Genomic DNA, 18922 nt, shown 5'->3' with positions numbered 1-18922 from the left:
CGGTTTACTCCTCGACCTTGCCGCCAGCGGCTTCGATCGCCGCGCGGGCGCCGGCCGTGGCCAGCAGACCCTTGAGCACGAGCTTCTTGCTGATCTCGCCCTTGAGAACGATCTTCGCGCGCTTGGCGGTGCTGGGCACCAGCTTGGCGGCACGCAGCGCGGCGAAGTCGACGTCACCGTCGAGCTTGTCGAGCTGGTAGAGCATCACTTCGGCGGTGTCGAGCTTCAGCTTAGAGCGGAAACCGACCTTCGGCAGGCGCTTGCGCAGCGGCATCTGGCCGCCTTCGAAGCCGGCCTTGATCTTGCCCTTGCCGGCGCGCGCGAACGAACCCTTGTGGCCGCGGCCGGCGGTCTTGCCGAGGCCCGAACCGATACCGCGACCGACGCGCGTGCGCTCGGTGCGGGCGCCCTGTGCGGGCTTGAGAGAATTGAGCTTCATTTCGATTATTCCTCGACCTGGACCAGGTAGTGGACCTTGTTGATCAGGCCACGAACCTGCGGGCTGTCCTTCAGTTCGCGCACGTCGTTGAGCTTGCCCAGACCGAGCGCTTTCACCGAGAGGCGATGCTTGGCCTGCGAACCGCGCAGACCCTTGACCAGACGCACCTTGACGGTGCCGCCGGCGGCTTCTTTCTTAGCCATTGATCAGATCCTCCACCTTCTTGCCACGCTTGGCGGCAATCTGCGCCGGCGAATGCATTTCGTTGAGGCCGCGGATCGTCGCACGCACCAGGTTGATCGGGTTACGCGAACCCACCGCCTTGGCCAGCACGTCCTTGACACCGACGGCTTCCAGCACGGCGCGCATCGCGCCGCCGGCGATCACGCCGGTACCTTCCGACGCGGGCTGCATGAACACGCTCGCAGCGCCGTGGCGCGACTTGACCGTGTGCCACAGGGTGCTGCCGTTGAGATCGACGGCCTTCTGGTTCTTGCGGGCCTGCTCCATCGACTTCTGGATGGCGACCGGCACTTCGCGCGCCTTGCCGTAACCGAAACCGACCTTGCCGTTGCCGTCGCCGACGACGGTCAGCGCGGTGAACGTGAACTGGCGACCGCCCTTGACGGTCTTGCTGACGCGGTTGACCGTGATCAGCTTCTCGATCATGCCGTCGTCGAGTTCCTCACGGTCACGATTGCGATCGCGCCCGCGGTTTTCCCTTTCGTTTGCCATCTGGATTGCCTGTATTGGTAGAAGGATGTACGGCTCGTGCCGCTTGGAGTTGGGAAGTGGATCGGTGAAACGCGGACGCGGCACAGAAGGCCGCGGGCGTCCGGCACGCCCCGTGCCGGCAGGTCAGGCGACGCCGGGCACGAGGCCCGGCGTCGACAGCGTTTCAATCAGAACTGCAGGCCGCCTTCGCGGGCCGCATCGGCGAGTGCCTTGATGCGGCCGTGGTAGCGGTAGCCCGAACGGTCGAACGCGATCTTCTCGATGCCGGCAGCCTTGGCCTTCTCGGCGATCGCACGACCGACCTTGGTCGCGGCGTCGGCGTTCTTGCCGTTCTTCAGGCCGTCCTTGACGTCGGACTGCGTGGTGTTGGCCGCGGCCAGCACCTTGGAGCCATCCGCGCTGAACAGCTGGGCGTAGATGTGCTGACCGGTGCGCAGCACCGACAGACGCGGCACGCCCAGGACACGGATGTGCGCGCGGGTCGACTTGGCGCGGCGCAGACGGGCGGTATTCTTGATGCTCATGGTCTTGATCCTCGGGAAGCGGATGGGCCTTAGGCCTTCTTGGCTTCCTTGCGAATGATGGTTTCGTCGGAGTACTTGACGCCCTTGCCCTTGTACGGCTCCGGCGGACGGAATCCGCGGATCTTGGCGGCGACCTGACCGACGAGCTGCTTGTCCGCACCGGCGACCACGACCTCGGTCTGCGTCGGTGTGGTGATCGTGATGCCCTCGGGCGCCTGGAACACGACCGGGTGCGAATACCCGAGCGAGAGGTTCAGGTCCTTGCCCTGCAGGGCGGCACGGTAACCGACGCCGACGAGCTCGAGCTTGCGCTCGAAACCTTCCGACACGCCGTGGACCATGTTGGCGACGATCGCGCGCAGCGTGCCGGTGAGGGCGATCTGCGACGGATCATTGGCCGACAGCACCGCATTGCCGTCCTCGATCTTGATCTCGATGTCGGTCGGCTTGGCGAGCGTCAGGGTGCCCTTCGGGCCCTTCACGCTGACCAGCTCGGGCTGGATGTTGAGTTCGACGCCCTTCGGGAGGGCGATCGGCTTCTTGGCAACTCGGGACATTGTGCGCTTACTCCCTTAGGCCACGAAGCACAGGACTTCACCGCCGACGCCCTGCTGGCGCGCCTGCGCGTCGGTCATGATGCCCTTCGACGTGGAGATGATGGCGATGCCGAGTCCGTTGAGGACCTTCGGCAGCGCGTCCTTGCCGCGGTACTGGCGCAGGCCCGAACGCGAGAAGCGCTGCAGGCGCTCGATCACCGGACGGCCTTCGTAGTACTTGAGAACGATCTCGAGTTCGGCCTTGGCGCCGTTCTCGGTGACGCGCAGATCGCCGATGTAACCCTCGTCCTTCAGGACGTTGGCGATCGCGACCTTGATCTTGGAGGACGGCATTTTTACCGTCTGCTTGCCCACAGCGGCCGCATTGCGAATGCGGACCAGCATGTCGGCGATGGGATCAGTCATGCTCATGATGATTACCTTCTGAGTGCACCGATATCCGCTTTCGCGAATTTCTAGTTGTGACCCGTCCACACGGACGGGGGTACTGCGTGAGGGGCGGTATTGTACAGGTCCGGCGCCGGAGCGCCAGACCCGTGACCACCCGCACCGATTACCAGCTGGCCTTGCGTAGGCCCGGCACGTCACCACGCATGGTGGCTTCGCGCAGCTTGTTGCGGCCGAGGCCGAACTTGCTGTACACGCCACGCGGGCGACCGGTCAGGGCGCAACGGTTGACCTGGCGGGCCGGCGACGAATCGCGCGGCAGCTTCTGCAGCTTGGTCACTGCGTCGGCCTTTTCCTCGTAGCTCGCGCTCTCGCTGCTGATGATCTTCTTCAGCGCAGCGCGCTTTTCGGCGTGCTGCTTGGCCAGCTTCGCGCGCTTGGCCTCGCGGTTGATCATTGACGTCTTTGCCATAGGTGCTCTGCCTTCGGATCAGTTACGGAACGGGAAGCGGAAGGCTTCCAGCAGGGCCTTGGCTTCTTCGTTGGTACGGGCGGTCGTGGTGATGGCGATATCCATACCGCGGATCGCGTCGACGGCGTCGAAGTCGATTTCCGGGAAGATGATCTGTTCCTTCACACCCATGTTGAAGTTGCCGCGACCGTCGAACGAACGGGCCGACACACCACGGAAGTCGCGGACGCGGGGCAGCGAGACGTTGACCAGACGGTCGAAGAACTCGTACATGCCCTTGCGGCGCAGCGTGACCTTGCAGCCGATCGGCCAGCCGTCACGGATCTTGAAGGAGGCCACCGAGACGCGCGACTTCGTCACCAACGGCTTCTGGCCGCTGATCTTGGCCATGTCGGCCGTCGCATTCTCGAGCACCTTCTTGTTCGCAGCCGCCTCGCCCACGCCCATGTTGAGCGTGATCTTGGTCAGGCGCGGGACCTGCATGATGTTGGCGTAGCCGAACTGCTCCATGAGCTTCGGCACCACCTCATCCTTGTAGAACTGTTCCAGACGCGTCGTCATTTGTGCATTCCTTAGGCGTCGAGCGCCTCACCGCTCGAGCGGAACACGCGCAGCGTGCGTCCATCCTCGAGTGTCTTGGTTCCGATGCGCTCGCCCTTGCCGGTGGCAGGGTTGAACGGCATCACGTTCGAAGCATGGATCGGCGCTTCACGCTCGACCACGCCGCCAGCCTGACCGGCCTGGGGATTCGGCTTGGTGTGGCGCTTGATGATGTTGATGTTCGAGACGACGACTTTCTCGCCGACCACGCGCACCACGTCACCGCGCTTGCCCTTGTCCTTGCCGGCGATCACGATCACGTGGTCGCCCTTCTTGATTCGATTGGCCATTTTGATGTTCTCCGCTCAGAGCACTTCGGGCGCGAGCGAGACGATCTTCATGAACTTCTCGGAACGCAGTTCACGGGTCACGGGCCCGAAGATGCGGGTGCCGATCGGCTCCTGCTTGTTGTTCAGCAACACGGCGGCGTTGCCGTCGAAGCGGATCAGCGAACCGTCGGGACGGCGGACACCCTTGCGGGTGCGCACCACGACGGCGTCATAGACCTCGCCCTTCTTGACCTTGCCACGCGGAATCGCTTCCTTGATCGACACCTTGATGATGTCGCCGATCGCGGCGTAACGGCGCTTGGAGCCACCGAGCACCTTGATGCACATCACTTCCTTGGCACCGCTGTTGTCCGCCACATCGAGGTGGCTCTGCATCTGGATCATGGTATGCCCTCCTCGTTATTCGGCGGCGCGCGCGACGATTTCCGCCACGCGCCAGTTCTTGGTCTTGGACATCGGCGCGATCTCGACCACCTTCACCAGATCACCTTCCTGGCAGGCGTTGTCGGCATCGTGCGCGTGGAGCTTGGTCGAGCGCTTGATGTACTTGCCGTACAGCGCGTGCTTGACCTGACGCTCGACCAGCACCGTGACGGTCTTGTCCATCTTGTTGCTGACCACCCGGCCCTGCACCGTGCGCTGCTTCTTCTCAGTATTCATGGTCGGGTCCTTACTTCTTCTGGCCGATCAGGGTGTTGACGCGCGCGATCTCGCGGCGCACCCGACGGGCTTCGTGCGTCTTCGTCAGCTGGCCGGTGGCCTTCTGCATGCGGAGCGAAAAACGCTCCTTGTGCAGCTCGAGGAGATGCGCCTGCAAATCCTCGGCCGACTTGTCGCGGAGTTCCTTGGTCGTAGCCATCAGCGCACCGTCCGGGTCACGAATTGGGTGGTGACCGACAGCTTCGCGGCGGCCAGACGGAACGCTTCGCGTGCCACCGACTCCTCGACGCCCTCGATCTCGAAGATCATGCGACCGGGCTGGATCTGTGCGACCCAGTACTCGACGCTGCCCTTGCCGGAGCCCATTCGGACTTCGATCGGCTTCTTGGTGATCGGCTTGTCCGGGAAGACGCGGATCCACATCTTGCCGCCGCGCTTGACGTGACGGCTGATGGTCCGACGACCGGCTTCGATCTGACGCGCGGTCAGCTGGCCGGTCGCGGTCGACCGCAGGCCGAACTCGCCGAAGCTGACGGCATTGCCGCTCCACGCCAGGCCTTCATTCCGGCCCTTGTGCATCTTGCGGTATTTGGTTCGCTTGGGTTGCAACATGATTAGTCCCTCGCCTCGCGCTCGCGACGCGGACCCCGACGATCGCGGTCATTGCGATCACCACGGTCTCCGCCACGCGGCGTGTCGTCCTGCTTCTCCTGGCCCACCTGGCTGAAATCGAAGATTTCGCCCTTGTAGATCCAGGTCTTGATGCCGATGATCCCGTAGGTCGTCTTGGCTTCGGCGAAGCCGTAGTCGACGTCGGCGCGGAGGGTGTGCAACGGCACGCGGCCTTCGCGGTACCACTCCGAACGCGCGATCTCGGCGCCGTTGAGGCGGCCGGCGACGTTGACCTTGATGCCCAGCGCACCGAGGCGCATCGCATTGCCGACCGCACGCTTCATCGCGCGGCGGAACATGATGCGGCGCTCGAGCTGCTGCGCGATCGACTCGGCGACCAGCTGCGCGTCGAGTTCCGGCTTGCGGACCTCGGTCACGTTGATGTGCGCCGGAACGCCCATCATCGTGCTCACGTCCTTGCGCAGCTTCTCGATGTCCTCGCCGCGCTTGCCGATCACCACGCCCGGACGGGCGGTGTGGATCGTCACGCGTGCTGTCTTGGCCGGACGCTCGATCAGGATCTTGCTGATGCCGGCCTGGGCGAGACGCTTGCGCAGCATCACGCGGACCTTCAGGTCGGCGGCGAGGTACTCGGCGTATTCCTTCTTGCCGGCGTACCACTTGGAATTCCAGTCTTTGGAAATGCCAAGGCGGATACCGGTGGGATGAACTTTGTGACCCATATTACTTGCCCTCTCCCACGACGACGGTGATGTGGCTGGTGCGCTTGAGGATGCGGGTACCGCGTCCCTTCGCACGCGCCATGAAGCGCTTCAGCGTCGGACCTTCGTCGACCGTGATGGTCGCGATCGTCAGCTCATCGACATCGGCGCCGGCATTGTTCTCGGCGTTGGCGATCGCCGACTCCACGACCTTCTTGATCATGTGGGCGGCTTTCTTGTCCGAGAACTTCAGCAGACCGACGGCGCGCTCGACCGGCAGACCACGAACCTGGTCGGCGACCAGACGTGCCTTCTGCGGCGAGATGCGCGCGGTCCGCAGAATCGCGGTGCGCTTGTTGACCTCGGTGCGAGCGCGCTTCTGCTCTTCGAGGCGGGCTTTCGTTGCCTTGTCCATTGTGCGCTCCTTACCTGCCCGACTTCTTGTCGCCGCCGTGACCCTTGAAGGTCCGGGTCAGCGCGAATTCGCCGAGCTTGTGGCCCACCATGTTCTCGTTGACCAGCACCGGGACGTGGTTCTTGCCGTTGTGGATGGCGATGGTGAAACCGATCATGTCCGGCAGAACCATCGAGCGACGCGACCAGGTCTTGATCGGCTTCTTGGTGTTGGAACCCGCGGCTTCCACCTTCTTGATGAGGTGGTGGTCGACGAAGGGACCCTTCTTGAGTGAACGTGCCATGGTCTATCAGCTCCTGCGATCGCGCACGATGAACTGCTGCGTCCGCTTGTTATGGCGGGTCTTGTAGCCCTTGGTCGGGACACCCCAGGGCGTAACCGGATGCGGGTTGCCCTGACCGGCCTTGGCTTCACCACCGCCGTGCGGATGGTCGACCGGGTTCATGGCCGCACCGCGGACGGTCGGCTTGACGCCGCGCCAGCGCTTCGCACCGGCCTTGCCCAGCTTCTCGAGGCTGTGCTCGTCGTTGCTGACCTCGCCGATCGTGGCGCGGCACTCGGACGGCACGCGACGCACTTCACCCGAACGCAGACGCACGGTGGCGTAGACGCCTTCGCGCGACACCAGCTGCACGCCGGCACCGGCGGCGCGCGCGATCTGCGCACCCTTGCCCGGCTTCATCTCGATGCAGTGGATCGTCGAACCGACCGGGATGTTGCGCAGCGGCAGCGTGTTGCCCGTCTTGATCGGGGCATCCGAACCGGAGATCACCTGGTCGCCGGCCTTGAGGCCCTTCGGCGCGATGATGTAACGGCGCTCGCCGTCGACATAGCACAGCAGCGCGATGTGGGCGGTCCGGTTCGGGTCATATTCGATGCGCTCGACGCGCGCCGGAATGCCTTCCTTGTCCCGCTTGAAATCGACGATGCGGTAGTGCTGCTTGTGGCCACCGCCGATGTGACGGGTGGTGATGCGGCCGTGGTGGTTGCGACCACCGGTATTGGTCTTCTTCTCGACCAGCGCGGCGTGCGGAGCACCCTTGTGCAGATCGGGGTGCACGACGCGGACCGCGGAACGGCGGCCGGCGGACGTGGGCTTGAACTTCATCAATGGCATCGGGGCTTCCTCAGACCTTCGCGTTCATGACGTCGATCGACTGGCCGTCGGCCAGCTTCACGTAGGCCTTGCGCCAGTCGCCGCGGCTGCCCTGGCGCTGACGGAAGGACTTGTTCTTGCCCTTCACGTTCAACACATTGACCGCCTCGACCTTGACGTCGAACAGCTTCTCGATCGCGGCCTTGATGTCGGCCTTGGTGGCGACCGTCGACACTTCGAACGCGTACTGGTTGGACACTTCCTGCAGGCGCGCGGTCTTTTCGGACACGCGCGGCGCACGGATCACTTCATAGAGCTTGGCGTCGTTCATGCCAGCCACTCCTCGATCTTCTTCACCGCATCGGTGGTGATCAGCACGGTGTCCGCGCCGACCAGGGCGACCGGATCCAGACCCTGGACGTCGCGGATCTCGACGTAGGGCAGGTTGCGGGCCGACAGGTACAGGTGCTCGGACGCCTCTTCGGTCACGATCAGCGGGCGCTTGCCCAGATCGAATTCCTTGAGCTTGGCGACCATGCCGCTGGTCTTGGTCTCGGACAGGTCGAAGGTCTCCACGACGGTCAGACGGCCCTGGCGGTTGAGTTCGGACAAGATCGCCGACATCGCCGCGCGGTACATCTTGCGGTTGACCTTCTGCTCGAAGCTGCGCGGCTTGGCCGCGAACGTCACGCCACCGCCGACGAAGATCGGAGCCGTCAGCGCGCCATGACGCGCACCGCCGCCCTTCTGCTTCTTCGACTTCTTGGTCGTACCGTTGACTTCCGAACGCGTCTTCTGCGCCTTGGTGCCGGCGCGACCGGCGTTGCGATAGGCAACGACGACCTGGTGGACCAGGTTTTCGCTGAAATCGCGACCGAAGACTTCGTCGGACACCGAGAGCTTCGAGCTGCTGTTATTGATTGCGAGTTCCATGTGCGACTCCTTATGCCTTGCTCGACGGACGCACGATGACGTCGCCACCCGGCGCGCCCGGAACGGCACCCTTGACGGCGATCAGGCCGCGCTCGGCATCGACCTGGACGATCTGCAGGCGCTGGGTGGTCTGGTTCTCGGCACCCATGTGGCCGGACATCTTCTTGCCCGGGAACACGCGGCCCGGCGTCTGGCGCTGACCGAGCGAACCCGGCTGGCGGTGCGACAGCGAGTTACCGTGCGTCGCGTCGCCCATCTTGAAGTTCCAGCGCTTGATCGTGCCCTGGAAGCCCTTGCCCTTCGTGACGCCCTGGACGTCGACGATCTGGCCCACTTCGAAGATGTCGGCCTTGATTTCGCCACCGACGCTGTAGTCGGCGATCTTGTCGTCGGCCACGCGGAGCTCCCACAGGCCACGGCCGGCTTCGACCTTCGCCTTGGCGAGGTGACCGGTTTCCGGCTTGTTGAGCAGCGATGCGCGCTTGACGCCCGCGGTGATCTGCACGGCGCTGTAGCCGTCGGTCTCCACGGTCTTGATCTGGGTGATGCGGTTCGGGGTCGCCTCGATCAGCGTCACCGGCACGGACTTGCCGTCTTCGGTGAACACTCGGCTCATGCCGGCCTTGCGGCCGACGATGCCCAACGAATGAATCTTCGCGGTCATGGTGCGGTCCTCAGGTCAGCTTGATCTGGACGTCGACGCCAGCCGCGAGCTCGAGCTTCATCAGCGCGTCCACGGTCTTGTCGTTCGGGTCGACGATATCGAGCACGCGCTTGTGCGTGCGGGTTTCGTACTGGTCACGCGCATCCTTGTCGACGTGCGGCGACGTCAGGATGGTGTAACGCTCGATCTTGGTCGGCAGCGGGATGGGGCCGCGCACTTGCGCGCCGGTCCGCTTGGCCGTTTCGACGATCTCGCTGGCCGAACGGTCGATCAGGCGATGATCGAACGCCTTGAGGCGGATCCGGATTTTTTGGTCCGTCATGACGGAAATATCCTTGGTTAAAAGAGCGACGGGCCTGCGGCTGGGTGCGCAGAACCCCAATGAATTCGTGGCGATCCGGAGCATTCACCCGCGCCCCGGGGCCATTCCCTGCAAATACGAAAGGCAGACCGGTCACCCGATCCGCCCAGACCTCGAAAACACAGACGCGGTGATCCGCTCCATCCCTTCGTGTCCCGAAAAACTTCGGGACGGGTGGAGCGCAGCCTCGCGACATTTCCGTGTCTGGCGAAGACGAGGGCATCCTGCACCTCATTTCGCGATTCCCGCGGGACATGCCGAACCGGCCAGGCCGCGGGGGTCTTGCATTCTAGCGGGTATCGCAGGGTGGGCGCAAGCCCTGCCCTTTAAGGCCGGACGGACCGGGCGGACCGATCCGTCTTTTGATCGTCATTCCCGAAAAGCGGGAATCCAGGAACTTCCTCTGTCGGCATCCGTGTGACTGCCGGAAGTCGCTGGATCCCCGCTTTCGCGGGGATGACGTCTTGGCAGCCGAGCGCGCTAGGCGCGCTCGGGCCAATACGTCACTTGATGATCTTGGCCACCACGCCGGCGCCGACGGTGCGGCCGCCTTCGCGGATCGCGAAGCGCAGGCCTTCGTCCATCGCCACCGGGTTGATCAGCGTGACCACCATCTTCACGTTGTCGCCCGGCATCACCATCTCGGTGCCTTCCGGCAGCTCGACTGCACCGGTGATGTCGGTGGTGCGGAAGTAGAACTGCGGACGGTAGCCCTTGAAGAACGGGGTGTGACGGCCGCCCTCGTCCTTCGACAGCACGTAAACTTCGGCTTCGAAATCGGTGTGCGGCTTGATCGAACCCGGCTTGCACAGCACCTGGCCGCGCTCGACGTCGTCACGCTTGGTGCCGCGCAGCAGCAGACCGGCGTTGTCGCCCGCCTGGCCCTGGTCGAGCAGCTTGCGGAACATCTCGACGCCCGTGACCGTGGTCTTCTGGGTGGCGCGGATACCGACGATCTCGATTTCCTCACCGACCTTGATGATGCCGCGCTCGATGCGACCGGTCACCACGGTGCCGCGGCCCGAGATCGAGAACACGTCTTCGACCGGCATCAGGAACGGCTTGTCGACGTCGCGCTCCGGCTCCGGAATGAACGTGTCCAGCGCCTCGACCAGCTTCAGGATCGCCGGCACGCCGATGTCGCTCTGGTCGCCTTCCAGCGCCAGACGGGCCGAGCCGTGGATGATCGGGGTGTCGTCGCCCGGGAAGTCGTACTTCGACAACAGCTCGCGCACTTCCATCTCGACCAGCTCGAGCAGCTCGGCGTCGTCGACCATGTCGGCCTTGTTCAGGAACACGACGATGTGCGGCACGCCGACCTGGCGCGACAGCAGGATGTGCTCGCGGGTCTGCGGCATCGGGCCGTCCGCGGCCGAACACACCAGGATCGCGCCGTCCATCTGCGCCGCACCGGTGATCATGTTCTTGACGTAGTCGGCGTGACCCGGGCAGTCGACGTGCGCGTAGTGACGGTTCGGGCTTTCGTATTCGACGTGTGCGGTCGAAATCGTGATGCCACGCGCCTTCTCTTCCGGCGCCGCGTCGATCGCGTCGTAGGCCTTGAATTCGCCGCCGAAACGCTCCGCACCGATCTTCGTCAGCGCCGCGGTCAGCGTCGTCTTGCCGTGGTCAACGTGACCAATCGTGCCCACGTTCACGTGGGGCTTGGTGCGCTCGAACTTACCCTTTGCCATGGTTGTAACCTCTGTGATTCGTGATTGGTGATTGGTGATTCGAGTCAGACGGAGCCCGCGATCATGCGAACACGGGCTCCGAACCACGAATCACGACTTACTTCTTGGTGACGGTCTCGGCGATGTTGGCCGGGGCCTCGGCGTAGTGATCGAACTCCATCGAGAACGTCGCACGGCCCTGGGACATCGAGCGCAGCGTGGTCGCGTAGCCGAACATTTCGCCCAGCGGGATCATCGCGTTGATGATCTTGCCCGACGGGCTGTCGTCCTGACCCTGCAGGATGCCGCGACGACGGCTGACGTCGCCCATCACGTCACCGAGGTAATCCTCGGGCGTGACGATCTCGACCTTCATGATCGGCTCGAGCAGCACCGGGCTGGCGCGGTTGAAGCCTTCCTTGAAGCCCATCGAGCCGGCGATCTTGAACGCCATTTCGGAGGAGTCGACCTCGTGGTACGAGCCGTCGACCAGCTTCACCTTGACGTCGACGATCGGGTAGCCCGCCATGATGCCGTTGGCCAGCACTTCCTGGATGCCCTTGTCGACCGCCGGGATGTATTCCTTCGGCACGACGCCGCCGACGACCGCGTTCTCGAACTCGTAGCCGGTACCGCTTTCCTGCGGCGACAGCTCCAGCCACACGTGGCCGAACTGACCCTTACCACCGGACTGGCGCACGAACTTGCCTTCAGCCTTGACCGACTTGCGAATCGTCTCGCGGTACGCGACCTGCGGCTTGCCGACGTTGGCCTCGACGTTGAACTCGCGCTTCATGCGGTCAACGATGATGTCCAGGTGCAGCTCGCCCATGCCGGCGATGATGGTCTGGCCGGATTCCTCGTCGGTGCGCACGCGGAAGGACGGATCCTCCTGCGCCAGGCGACCGAGCGCGAGGCCCATCTTCTCCTGGTCGGACTTGGTCTTCGGCTCGACCGCCATCGAGATGACGGGCTCCGGGAAGATCATGCGCTCGAGCGTGATGATGTGGTCCTGGGCGCACAGCGTGTCACCCGTGGTCACGTCCTTCAGGCCGACCGCGGCGGCGATGTCGCCCGCGCGCACTTCCTTGATCTCTTCGCGGTTGTTGGAGTGCATCTGCAGGATGCGACCCACGCGCTCCTTCTTCGACTTGACCGGGTTGTAGACCTGGTCGCCGGAGTTGAGCACGCCCGAGTAGACGCGGAAGAACGTCAACGAACCCACGAACGGGTCGGTCATGATCTTGAACGCCAGCGCCGAGAACGGGGCCTTGTCGTCCGCGGTGCGGGTGTCTTCGTTCTCGCGGTCGTCGATGCCCTGCACCGGCGGACGGTCCGCCGGCGACGGCAGCAGCTGGATCACGCCGTCGAGCATCGCCTGGACGCCCTTGTTCTTGAACGCCGTGCCGCAGAACACCGGCACGATCTCGACCTTCAGCGTGCGCTCGCGCAGACCGGCAACGATCTCGCCCTCGGACAGGTCGCCCTCGTTGAGGTACTTGTCCATCAGCGTTTCGTTGGCTTCGGCCGCAGCCTCGACCATAAAGCTGCGGGCCTCGGCGGCCCGGTCAGCCAGATCAGCCGGGATGTCGCGGTACTCGAACACCGTGCCCTGCGACGCGGTATCCCAGTGGATGGCCTTCATCTTGAGCAGATCGACGACGCCCTCGAAGCCGTCCTCGGCGCCGATCGGCACCTGCATCGGCACCGCGTACGCGCCCAGGCGCGACTTCAGCTGCTCGACGACCTTGTCGAAGTTGGCACCCGTGCGGTCCATCTTGTTGACGAATGCAAGGCGCGGCACCTGGTACTTGTTGGCCTGGCGCCACACGGTCTCGGACTGCGGCTGCACGCCACCGACCGCACACAGCACGAACACCGCGCCGTCGAGCACGCGCAGGGAACGCTCGACTTCGATCGTGAAGTCGACGTGGCCGGGGGTGTCGATGATGTTGAAGCGGTGCTCGGGCAGCGACTTGTCCATGCCCTTCCAGAACGCCGTGGTGGCCGCCGAGGTGATGGTGATGCCGCGCTCCTGCTCCTGCTCCATCCAGTCCATGGTGGCCGCGCCATCGTGCACTTCACCGATCTTGTGGCTGACGCCGGTGTAGAACAGGATGCGCTCGGAGGTCGTGGTCTTGCCGGCATCGATGTGGGCCATGATGCCGAAGTTGCGGTAGCGTTCGATGGGAGTCGTGCGAGCCACGTCAGTCTCTCGTATTGAATGGCGAAGTCCCGTCTGAAACGCGGAACATTCGCGATGGAATCGCTTGAATGGACGAATGCCGCCTTGCGGCGGCCTTCGGATCCTGCGTGCGGTGTGTGACCGCCTGGAGGCACCTGAGATGGTGCCGACGGGCTCCGGAATCAACCGGAGCCCGCGGGTCCGCTTACCAGCGGTAGTGCGCGAACGCCTTGTTGGCGTCGGCCATGCGGTGGGTCTCTTCGCGCTTCTTGATCGCGCCACCACGGTTTTCCGAAGCGTCGATCAGCTCGGCGGCCAGCTTGCGCGGCATGCTGTTCTCGCCGCGCTTGCGCGCCGACTCGATCAGCCAGCGCATCGCCAGCGCCATGCGGCGCGACGAACGCACCTCGACCGGCACCTGGTACGTCGCACCACCGACGCGGCGCGACTTCACTTCGACGGCCGGCGAGATGTTGCTCAGCGCCTTCTCGACGAGCTCGAGCGGGTTGCCGTTCTTCTCGCTGATGACGTCCATGGCACCGTAGACGATCTTCTCGGCGATCGACTTCTTGCCACTCTTCATGACCATGTTGATGAAGCGAGCGATCGTGTCGCTGTGGTGCTTCGGGTCGGGCAGCACCGAACGCTGCGGGGTGTTTCCTTTACGCGACATTGTCTATTCCTCAGCCCTTCGGACGCTTGGTGCCGTACTTCGAACGGCTCTGCTTGCGCTTCGCAACGCCGGAGGCGTCGAGCGAACCGCGCACGGTGTGGTAACGCACGCCCGGGAGGTCCTTGACGCGACCGCCGCGGATCAGCACCACGCTGTGCTCCTGCAGGTTGTGGCCTTCGCCGCCGATGTACGAAATGACTTCGTACCCGTTGGTCAGGCGCACCTTGGCGACCTTGCGAAGCGCCGAGTTCGGCTTCTTCGGCGTCGTGGTGTACACGCGGGTGCAGACGCCACGGCGCTGCGGGCAATTCGCCAGGGCAGGCGACGTGCTCTTGTAGGTTTCGGGGCTGCGCGGCTTCCGCACCAGCTGGTTGATCGTTGCCATCAGGTCTCGGGTTCTGTGGTTTCGGGCCGGAGCCCGGTGAAAACGAAGGCAGACGGAAAACCGTCTGCCAGACGAAAAAGTATAGCCCGCGCCGACGGAATGCGTCAACGCGAGCTGATACCGCCGCCGGCCGGCCACATGTGGCACAGCCCGACATAACTGCGTCCCGTCCGTCCTGGACCGAATACGAGCCGCATCCTGCGCCTCATTTCGGAGTCTGGGCGGCCCACGTGGGGCCGCCAAAGAGGTCTATCTTAACCTGCGTTGTCGTCGTTGTCAGCCACCGGGGTGGCCGGCACGTCCTCGAGCATCACCTGCTCCGGCGGCACGGGCACGGGCACCGGCGCGGTCTCGGCGGCGGGACCGGCGAGGGTCTCCATCTCCGAATCCGTCAGACCCGACGCCGCGCGGCGGCGCTGGGTGTGGTACGCCAGGCCGGTACCTGCCGGAATCAGGCGACCCACGATCACGTTCTCCTTCAGGCCACGCAGTCCGTCACGCGTACCGCGCACGGCGGCCTCGGTCAGAACGCGGGTGGTCTCCTGGAACGAGGCCGCCGAGATGAACGACTCGGTCGCCAGCGAGGCCTTGGTGATGCCCAGCAGCACCGGGTCGAACTTCGCCGGCAGCTCGCTCTTCGCGTTGTGCTTGACGTTGTCCTCGATCACCCGCTGACGTTCGACCTGCTCACCATTGAGGAAGCGGCTGTCGCCCTGGTCGGTGATCTCGACCTTGCGCAGCATCTGGCGAACGATCACCTCGATGTGCTTGTCGTTGATCTTCACGCCCTGCAGGCGGTAGACGTCCTGGATTTCCTTGGTCAGGTAGGACGCGAGTTCCTCGACGCCCTTCAGACGCAGGATGTCCTGCGGACCCGGCTCGCCGTCGACGACCGTCTCGCCCTTCTCCACGTGCTCGCCTTCGAACACGATGATCTGGCGGTACTTCGGGATCAGCTCTTCGTGATCGACACCGTCGGTGCCCTTGATGATCAGGCGCTGCTTGCCCTTGGTGTCCTTGCCGAAGCTGACGATGCCGGAGATCTCGGCGAGGATCGCCTGGTCCTTCGGCTTGCGCGCTTCGAACAGGTCGGCCACGCGCGGCAGACCACCGGTGATGTCGCGGGTCTTCGACGCTTCCTGCGGCACCTTGGTCACCACGTCACCCACGCCGACGGCGTCGCCGTCCTGCAGGTTGACGATCGAGCGCGGCGGCAGCAGGTACTGCGCCGGCAGGTCGGTGCCCGGGATCGACAGGTCGTTGCCCTTGGCATCGACGATGCGGACGATCGGACGCAGATCCTTGCCCTGGGAGCCGCGGCGCTTGGGATCGGTGATCTCGCGCGACGCCAGGCCGGTCAGGTCGTCGGTCTTCTCGATGACGGTGATGCCGTCGACGAAGTCGATGAAGCGGATGAAGCCCGCCACTTCCGACACGATCGGGTGGTTATGCGGATCCCAGTTCGCGACGGTCTGACCCGCCTTGATCGCGTCGCCGTCCTTGACGGTGATGGTCGCGCCGTAGGGCAGCTTGTAACGCTCGCGCTCGCGGCCGTGACCGTCGAGCACCGAGAGTTCACCCGAACGCGAGACCGCGACCAGGTTGCCGCTCTCGTGGGTGACGAACTTGAGGTTGTTGAACTTGATCGAGCCGGTGGTCTTGACCGTGACGTTGTCGATGGCGGCCGCACGCGACGCCGCACCACCGATGTGGAACGTACGCATGGTCAGCTGCGTGCCGGGCTCGCCGATCGACTGCGCGGCGACGACACCGACCGCCTCGCCCTGGTTGACCAGGTGACCACGACCGAGGTCACGGCCGTAGCACATCGCGCACACGCCGAAGCTGCTCTCGCAGCTGATCGTCGAACGCACCTTGATCGACTGGACGCCGGCTTCCTCGAGCTTCACCACCCACTGCTCGTCGAGCAGCGTGTTGCGGGTGACGATCGGATCCTCGTCGTTGCCCGGCAGGAACACGTCCTCGGCCACGACACGACCCAGCACGCGGTCGCGCAGCGGCTCGACCACGTCGCCACCTTCGACGATCGGGGTCATCATCAGGCCGTCGAGCGTGCCGCAATCGACCTCGGTGATCACCACGTCCTGGGCCACGTCGACGAGGCGACGGGTCAGGTAACCGGAGTTCGCGGTCTTGAGCGCGGTATCGGCCAGACCCTTACGTGCACCGTGGGTGGAGTTGAAGTATTCCTGGACGTTCAGGCCTTCGCGGAAGTTCGCGATGATCGGCGTCTCGATGATCGAGCCGTCCGGCTTGGCCATCAGGCCGCGCATACCCGCCAGCTGACGGATCTGGGCCTGCGAACCACGCGCACCGGAGTCGGCCATGATGTAGAGCGAGTTCATCGACTTCTGGTCGATGGTCTCGCCCTTGGCATTGACGACCTTCTCGGTGCCGATCGTGTCCATCATCGCCTTGGCGATGCGCTCGTTCGTGCGCGACCAGATGTCGACGACCTTGTTGTAGCGCTCGCCGGCGGTGACCAGACCCGACTGGTACTGCTGCTGGATTTCCAGCACCTCGGTCTCGGCCTCGGCCAGGATGCCCTTCTTCTCGGTCGGGATGGTCATGTCGTTGATGCCGATCGACACACCGGCACGCGTCGCGTTGCCGAAGCCGGTGTACATCAGCTTGTCGGCGAACACGACCGTGTCCTTCAGACCCAGGCGGCGGTAGCAGGAGTTGATCAGGCGGCTGATGTTCTTCTTGTTGAGCTCGGTGTTGGCGAGCTCGAACGGAAGACCGTCCGGCATGATCTCCATCAGCAGCGCACGGCCCACGGTCGTCTCGACGATCGAGGTCACTTTGTCGCGCGAGCCGTCTTCGCCGATCACGGTCTGGGTGATGCGGACCTTGATCTTGGCGTGCAGGCCGGCGGCCTTGTTGTCGTAGGCGCGACGCACTTCGGCGATGTTGGCGAAGATCATGCCTTCGCCCGGCATGTTCTCCAGGGCGCGGGTCATGTAGTACAGACCCAGCACGACGTCCTGCGACGGCACGATGATCGGCTCGCCGTTGGCCGGCGAGAGGATGTTGTTCGACGCCATCATCAGCGCACGCGCTTCGAGCTGGGCTTCCAGCGACAGCGGCACGTGGACCGCCATCTGGTCACCGTCGAAGTCGGCGTTGAACGCGGTACACACCAGCGGGTGCAGCTGGATCGCCTTGCCTTCGATCAGCACCGGCTCGAACGCCTGGATGCCCAGACGGTGCAGCGTCGGCGCGCGGTTGAGCAGCACCGGGTGCTCGCGGATCACCTCTTCGAGGATGTCCCACACCTCGGCCTCTTCGCGCTCGACGAGCTTCTTGGCGGCCTTGATCGTCGTGGCGAGGCCACGGCGCTGCAGCTTGGCGAAGATGAAGGGCTTGAACAGTTCCAGCGCCATCTTCTTCGGCAGGCCACACTCGTGCAGGCGCAGCGTCGGGCCGACCACGATGACCGAACGGCCCGAGTAGTCGACGCGCTTGCCCAGCAGGTTCTGGCGGAAGCGACCCTGCTTGCCCTTGATCATGTCGGCGAGCGACTTGAGCGGGCGCTTGTTGGTGCCGGTGATCGCACGGCCGCGGCGGCCGTTGTCCATCAGCGCGTCCACCGACTCCTGCAGCATGCGCTTCTCGTTGCGCACGATGATGTCGGGCGCATTGAGTTCGAGCAGGCGACGCAGGCGGTTGTTGCGGTTGATGACGCGGCGGTACAGATCGTTGAGATCCGAGGTCGCGAAGCGGCCACCGTCCAGCGGGACCAGCGGACGCAGGTCCGGCGGCAGCACCGGCAGCACGGTCATGATCATCCACTCGGGACGGTTGCCCGACTCGAGGAAGGCCTCGACCAGCTTGATGCGCTTGGTGAGACGCTTGAGCTTGGTCTCCGAACCGGTCGCGGCGATCTCTTCCTTCAGGCGGGCCATCTCGGCCTGCAGGTCGATCGTGCGCAGCAGGTCGTAGACCGCCTCGGCGCCCATCGCGGCGTCGAAGTCGTCGCCGTGTTCCTGGCGCATCTGCATGTACTGCTCTTCGTTGAGCAGCTGGCTGCGCTCGAGCGGGGTCAGACCCGGCTCGGTGACGACGAACGCCTCGAAGTACAGGATGCGCTCGATGTCACGCAGGGTCATGTCCAGCATCAGGCCGATGCGCGACGGCAGCGACTTGAGGAACCAGATGTGTGCGACCGGCGAGGCCAGGTCGATATGGCCCATGCGCTCGCGGCGCACCTTGGCCAGCGTGACTTCGGTGCCGCACTTCTCGCACACGACGCCACGGTGCTTCATGCGCTTGTACTTGCCGCACAGGCACTCGTAGTCCTTGATCGGACCGAAGATCGCGGCGCAGAACAGGCCGTCGCGCTCGGGCTTGAACGTGCGGTAGTTGATCGTCTCGGGCTTCTTCACCTCGCCGAACGACCACGAACGGATCAGGTCCGGCGATGCGAGCGCGATCTTGATCGCGTCGAAATCCGGGATCTGGCGCGCCTGGTTGAAGAGGTTGAGCAGGTCTTTCATAAATTTCTCCGGGAGTCGG

Annotated in this window: 26 protein-coding genes; all 26 read right to left on the bottom strand. The window is 64.4% G+C overall.

Annotated elements, in window-relative coordinates; translation table 11 throughout:
- Positions 1-4: 4 nt before the first annotated feature.
- Complete coding sequence (rplO, locus tag ACF3M1_RS04325; protein ID WP_394004229.1) at positions 5-439, bottom strand: 50S ribosomal protein L15; 435 nt, start codon at positions 437-439, stop codon at positions 5-7.
- A 5-nt stretch (positions 440-444) separates the two neighbouring features.
- Entirely contained in the window at positions 445-642 is a 198-nt protein-coding gene (rpmD, locus tag ACF3M1_RS04320; protein ID WP_159679877.1) for a 50S ribosomal protein L30, read from the bottom strand.
- Positions 635-1174, bottom strand: coding sequence for a 30S ribosomal protein S5 (rpsE, locus tag ACF3M1_RS04315; protein ID WP_232115889.1), 540 nt, complete (start codon positions 1172-1174; stop codon positions 635-637). Before rpsE ends, rpmD begins: the two co-directional genes overlap by 8 nt.
- Before the next feature lie 167 nt (positions 1175-1341).
- Positions 1342-1698, bottom strand: coding sequence for a 50S ribosomal protein L18 (gene rplR, locus ACF3M1_RS04310; protein ID WP_394004226.1), 357 nt, complete (start codon positions 1696-1698; stop codon positions 1342-1344).
- Positions 1699-1727: 29 nt separating this feature from the next.
- Positions 1728-2255 (bottom strand): 50S ribosomal protein L6, encoded by a 528-nt coding sequence (rplF, locus tag ACF3M1_RS04305; protein ID WP_394004224.1) that lies wholly within the window; start codon positions 2253-2255, stop codon positions 1728-1730.
- A 15-nt stretch (positions 2256-2270) separates the two neighbouring features.
- Positions 2271-2666 (bottom strand): 30S ribosomal protein S8, encoded by a 396-nt coding sequence (rpsH, locus tag ACF3M1_RS04300; protein ID WP_394004222.1) that lies wholly within the window; start codon positions 2664-2666, stop codon positions 2271-2273.
- A gap of 142 nt (positions 2667-2808) precedes the next feature.
- On the bottom strand, positions 2809-3114 hold the full coding sequence (rpsN, locus tag ACF3M1_RS04295) for a 30S ribosomal protein S14 (protein WP_394004220.1): 306 nt from the start codon (positions 3112-3114) through the stop codon (positions 2809-2811).
- 18 nt (positions 3115-3132) lie between these two features.
- The gene (rplE, locus tag ACF3M1_RS04290; RefSeq protein ID WP_394004218.1) at positions 3133-3675 is read right to left on the bottom strand and encodes a 50S ribosomal protein L5; all 543 of its coding nucleotides are present in this window, start codon (positions 3673-3675) and stop codon (positions 3133-3135) included.
- A gap of 11 nt (positions 3676-3686) precedes the next feature.
- Positions 3687-4004, bottom strand: a complete 318-nt coding sequence (gene rplX / locus ACF3M1_RS04285) for a 50S ribosomal protein L24 (RefSeq protein ID WP_394004216.1) — start codon at positions 4002-4004, stop codon at positions 3687-3689.
- A gap of 15 nt (positions 4005-4019) precedes the next feature.
- Positions 4020-4388 carry a 50S ribosomal protein L14 gene (gene rplN / locus ACF3M1_RS04280; protein WP_150928980.1) on the bottom strand — a complete coding sequence of 123 codons (369 nt, stop codon included), beginning with the start codon at positions 4386-4388 and terminating at the stop codon, positions 4020-4022.
- 15 nt (positions 4389-4403) lie between these two features.
- The gene (gene rpsQ, locus ACF3M1_RS04275) at positions 4404-4664 is read right to left on the bottom strand and encodes a 30S ribosomal protein S17 (RefSeq protein ID WP_180545806.1); all 261 of its coding nucleotides are present in this window, start codon (positions 4662-4664) and stop codon (positions 4404-4406) included.
- Between the two features lie 10 nt (positions 4665-4674).
- Entirely contained in the window at positions 4675-4863 is a 189-nt protein-coding gene (gene rpmC / locus ACF3M1_RS04270; protein ID WP_394004213.1) for a 50S ribosomal protein L29, read from the bottom strand.
- Positions 4863-5276, bottom strand: coding sequence for a 50S ribosomal protein L16 (rplP, locus tag ACF3M1_RS04265; RefSeq protein ID WP_096208156.1), 414 nt, complete (start codon positions 5274-5276; stop codon positions 4863-4865). The genes rpmC and rplP overlap by 1 nt, the downstream gene beginning before the upstream one ends.
- 2 nt (positions 5277-5278) lie before the next feature.
- A complete protein-coding gene (rpsC, locus tag ACF3M1_RS04260) occupies positions 5279-6019 on the bottom strand; it encodes a 30S ribosomal protein S3 (protein ID WP_394004210.1) in 741 nt (246 codons plus the stop codon).
- 1 nt (position 6020) lies between these two features.
- Positions 6021-6413, bottom strand: coding sequence for a 50S ribosomal protein L22 (rplV, locus tag ACF3M1_RS04255; protein WP_232134462.1), 393 nt, complete (start codon positions 6411-6413; stop codon positions 6021-6023).
- Positions 6414-6423: 10 nt separating this feature from the next.
- Entirely contained in the window at positions 6424-6696 is a 273-nt protein-coding gene (gene rpsS / locus ACF3M1_RS04250; protein WP_096208158.1) for a 30S ribosomal protein S19, read from the bottom strand.
- Between the two features lie 6 nt (positions 6697-6702).
- Positions 6703-7530 carry a 50S ribosomal protein L2 gene (rplB, locus tag ACF3M1_RS04245; RefSeq protein ID WP_055246835.1) on the bottom strand — a complete coding sequence of 276 codons (828 nt, stop codon included), beginning with the start codon at positions 7528-7530 and terminating at the stop codon, positions 6703-6705.
- 10 nt (positions 7531-7540) lie between these two features.
- Positions 7541-7840 carry a 50S ribosomal protein L23 gene (gene rplW, locus ACF3M1_RS04240; RefSeq protein WP_096208160.1) on the bottom strand — a complete coding sequence of 100 codons (300 nt, stop codon included), beginning with the start codon at positions 7838-7840 and terminating at the stop codon, positions 7541-7543.
- Entirely contained in the window at positions 7837-8442 is a 606-nt protein-coding gene (gene rplD / locus ACF3M1_RS04235) for a 50S ribosomal protein L4 (RefSeq protein ID WP_394004206.1), read from the bottom strand. Before rplD ends, rplW begins: the two co-directional genes overlap by 4 nt.
- A 10-nt stretch (positions 8443-8452) precedes the next feature.
- Positions 8453-9106: a 50S ribosomal protein L3 gene (gene rplC / locus ACF3M1_RS04230; protein WP_394004204.1), complete on the bottom strand. Its 654-nt coding sequence runs from the start codon at positions 9104-9106 to the stop codon at positions 8453-8455.
- A gap of 10 nt (positions 9107-9116) precedes the next feature.
- Positions 9117-9428 (bottom strand): 30S ribosomal protein S10, encoded by a 312-nt coding sequence (rpsJ, locus tag ACF3M1_RS04225; RefSeq protein ID WP_047137645.1) that lies wholly within the window; start codon positions 9426-9428, stop codon positions 9117-9119.
- Positions 9429-9970: 542 nt separating this feature from the next.
- Entirely contained in the window at positions 9971-11161 is a 1191-nt protein-coding gene (tuf, locus tag ACF3M1_RS04220; protein WP_394004202.1) for an elongation factor Tu, read from the bottom strand.
- 97 nt (positions 11162-11258) lie between these two features.
- The gene (gene fusA / locus ACF3M1_RS04215; protein WP_394004200.1) at positions 11259-13346 is read right to left on the bottom strand and encodes an elongation factor G; all 2088 of its coding nucleotides are present in this window, start codon (positions 13344-13346) and stop codon (positions 11259-11261) included.
- A 184-nt stretch (positions 13347-13530) separates the two neighbouring features.
- Positions 13531-13998, bottom strand: coding sequence for a 30S ribosomal protein S7 (rpsG, locus tag ACF3M1_RS04210; RefSeq protein ID WP_394004198.1), 468 nt, complete (start codon positions 13996-13998; stop codon positions 13531-13533).
- Positions 13999-14008: 10 nt separating this feature from the next.
- Positions 14009-14383, bottom strand: a complete 375-nt coding sequence (gene rpsL / locus ACF3M1_RS04205; protein ID WP_101924969.1) for a 30S ribosomal protein S12 — start codon at positions 14381-14383, stop codon at positions 14009-14011.
- Positions 14384-14637: 254 nt separating this feature from the next.
- Positions 14638-18903: a DNA-directed RNA polymerase subunit beta' gene (gene rpoC, locus ACF3M1_RS04200; protein WP_394004195.1), complete on the bottom strand. Its 4266-nt coding sequence runs from the start codon at positions 18901-18903 to the stop codon at positions 14638-14640.
- Positions 18904-18922: the final 19 nt, after the last annotated feature.

It is taken from the genome of Luteimonas sp. WGS1318 (assembly GCF_043187535.1).
Classification (GTDB): domain Bacteria; phylum Pseudomonadota; class Gammaproteobacteria; order Xanthomonadales; family Xanthomonadaceae; genus Luteimonas.
This window is presented reverse-complemented; position numbering and strand designations above follow the sequence as displayed.

What these genes read in the sequence shown, in the direction of transcription:
- rplO (WP_394004229.1), bottom strand. Translation starts at nt 439, where the DNA reads ATGAAGCTCAATTCTCTCAAGCCCGCACAGGGCGCCCGCACCGAGCGC.
- rpmD (WP_159679877.1), bottom strand. Translation starts at nt 642, where the DNA reads ATGGCTAAGAAAGAAGCCGCCGGCGGCACCGTCAAGGTGCGTCTGGTC.
- rpsE (WP_232115889.1), bottom strand. Translation starts at nt 1,174, where the DNA reads ATGGCAAACGAAAGGGAAAACCGCGGGCGCGATCGCAATCGTGACCGT.
- rplR (WP_394004226.1), bottom strand. Translation starts at nt 1,698, where the DNA reads ATGAGCATCAAGAATACCGCCCGTCTGCGCCGCGCCAAGTCGACCCGC.
- rplF (WP_394004224.1), bottom strand. Translation starts at nt 2,255, where the DNA reads ATGTCCCGAGTTGCCAAGAAGCCGATCGCCCTCCCGAAGGGCGTCGAA.
- rpsH (WP_394004222.1), bottom strand. Translation starts at nt 2,666, where the DNA reads ATGAGCATGACTGATCCCATCGCCGACATGCTGGTCCGCATTCGCAAT.
- rpsN (WP_394004220.1), bottom strand. Translation starts at nt 3,114, where the DNA reads ATGGCAAAGACGTCAATGATCAACCGCGAGGCCAAGCGCGCGAAGCTG.
- rplE (WP_394004218.1), bottom strand. Translation starts at nt 3,675, where the DNA reads ATGACGACGCGTCTGGAACAGTTCTACAAGGATGAGGTGGTGCCGAAG.
- rplX (WP_394004216.1), bottom strand. Translation starts at nt 4,004, where the DNA reads ATGGCCAATCGAATCAAGAAGGGCGACCACGTGATCGTGATCGCCGGC.
- rplN (WP_150928980.1), bottom strand. Translation starts at nt 4,388, where the DNA reads ATGATCCAGATGCAGAGCCACCTCGATGTGGCGGACAACAGCGGTGCC.
- rpsQ (WP_180545806.1), bottom strand. Translation starts at nt 4,664, where the DNA reads ATGAATACTGAGAAGAAGCAGCGCACGGTGCAGGGCCGGGTGGTCAGC.
- rpmC (WP_394004213.1), bottom strand. Translation starts at nt 4,863, where the DNA reads ATGGCTACGACCAAGGAACTCCGCGACAAGTCGGCCGAGGATTTGCAG.
- rplP (WP_096208156.1), bottom strand. Translation starts at nt 5,276, where the DNA reads ATGTTGCAACCCAAGCGAACCAAATACCGCAAGATGCACAAGGGCCGG.
- rpsC (WP_394004210.1), bottom strand. Translation starts at nt 6,019, where the DNA reads ATGGGTCACAAAGTTCATCCCACCGGTATCCGCCTTGGCATTTCCAAA.
- rplV (WP_232134462.1), bottom strand. Translation starts at nt 6,413, where the DNA reads ATGGACAAGGCAACGAAAGCCCGCCTCGAAGAGCAGAAGCGCGCTCGC.
- rpsS (WP_096208158.1), bottom strand. Translation starts at nt 6,696, where the DNA reads ATGGCACGTTCACTCAAGAAGGGTCCCTTCGTCGACCACCACCTCATC.
- rplB (WP_055246835.1), bottom strand. Translation starts at nt 7,530, where the DNA reads ATGCCATTGATGAAGTTCAAGCCCACGTCCGCCGGCCGCCGTTCCGCG.
- rplW (WP_096208160.1), bottom strand. Translation starts at nt 7,840, where the DNA reads ATGAACGACGCCAAGCTCTATGAAGTGATCCGTGCGCCGCGCGTGTCC.
- rplD (WP_394004206.1), bottom strand. Translation starts at nt 8,442, where the DNA reads ATGGAACTCGCAATCAATAACAGCAGCTCGAAGCTCTCGGTGTCCGAC.
- rplC (WP_394004204.1), bottom strand. Translation starts at nt 9,106, where the DNA reads ATGACCGCGAAGATTCATTCGTTGGGCATCGTCGGCCGCAAGGCCGGC.
- rpsJ (WP_047137645.1), bottom strand. Translation starts at nt 9,428, where the DNA reads ATGACGGACCAAAAAATCCGGATCCGCCTCAAGGCGTTCGATCATCGC.
- tuf (WP_394004202.1), bottom strand. Translation starts at nt 11,161, where the DNA reads ATGGCAAAGGGTAAGTTCGAGCGCACCAAGCCCCACGTGAACGTGGGC.
- rpsG (WP_394004198.1), bottom strand. Translation starts at nt 13,998, where the DNA reads ATGTCGCGTAAAGGAAACACCCCGCAGCGTTCGGTGCTGCCCGACCCG.
- rpsL (WP_101924969.1), bottom strand. Translation starts at nt 14,383, where the DNA reads ATGGCAACGATCAACCAGCTGGTGCGGAAGCCGCGCAGCCCCGAAACC.
- rpoC (WP_394004195.1), bottom strand. Translation starts at nt 18,903, where the DNA reads ATGAAAGACCTGCTCAACCTCTTCAACCAGGCGCGCCAGATCCCGGAT.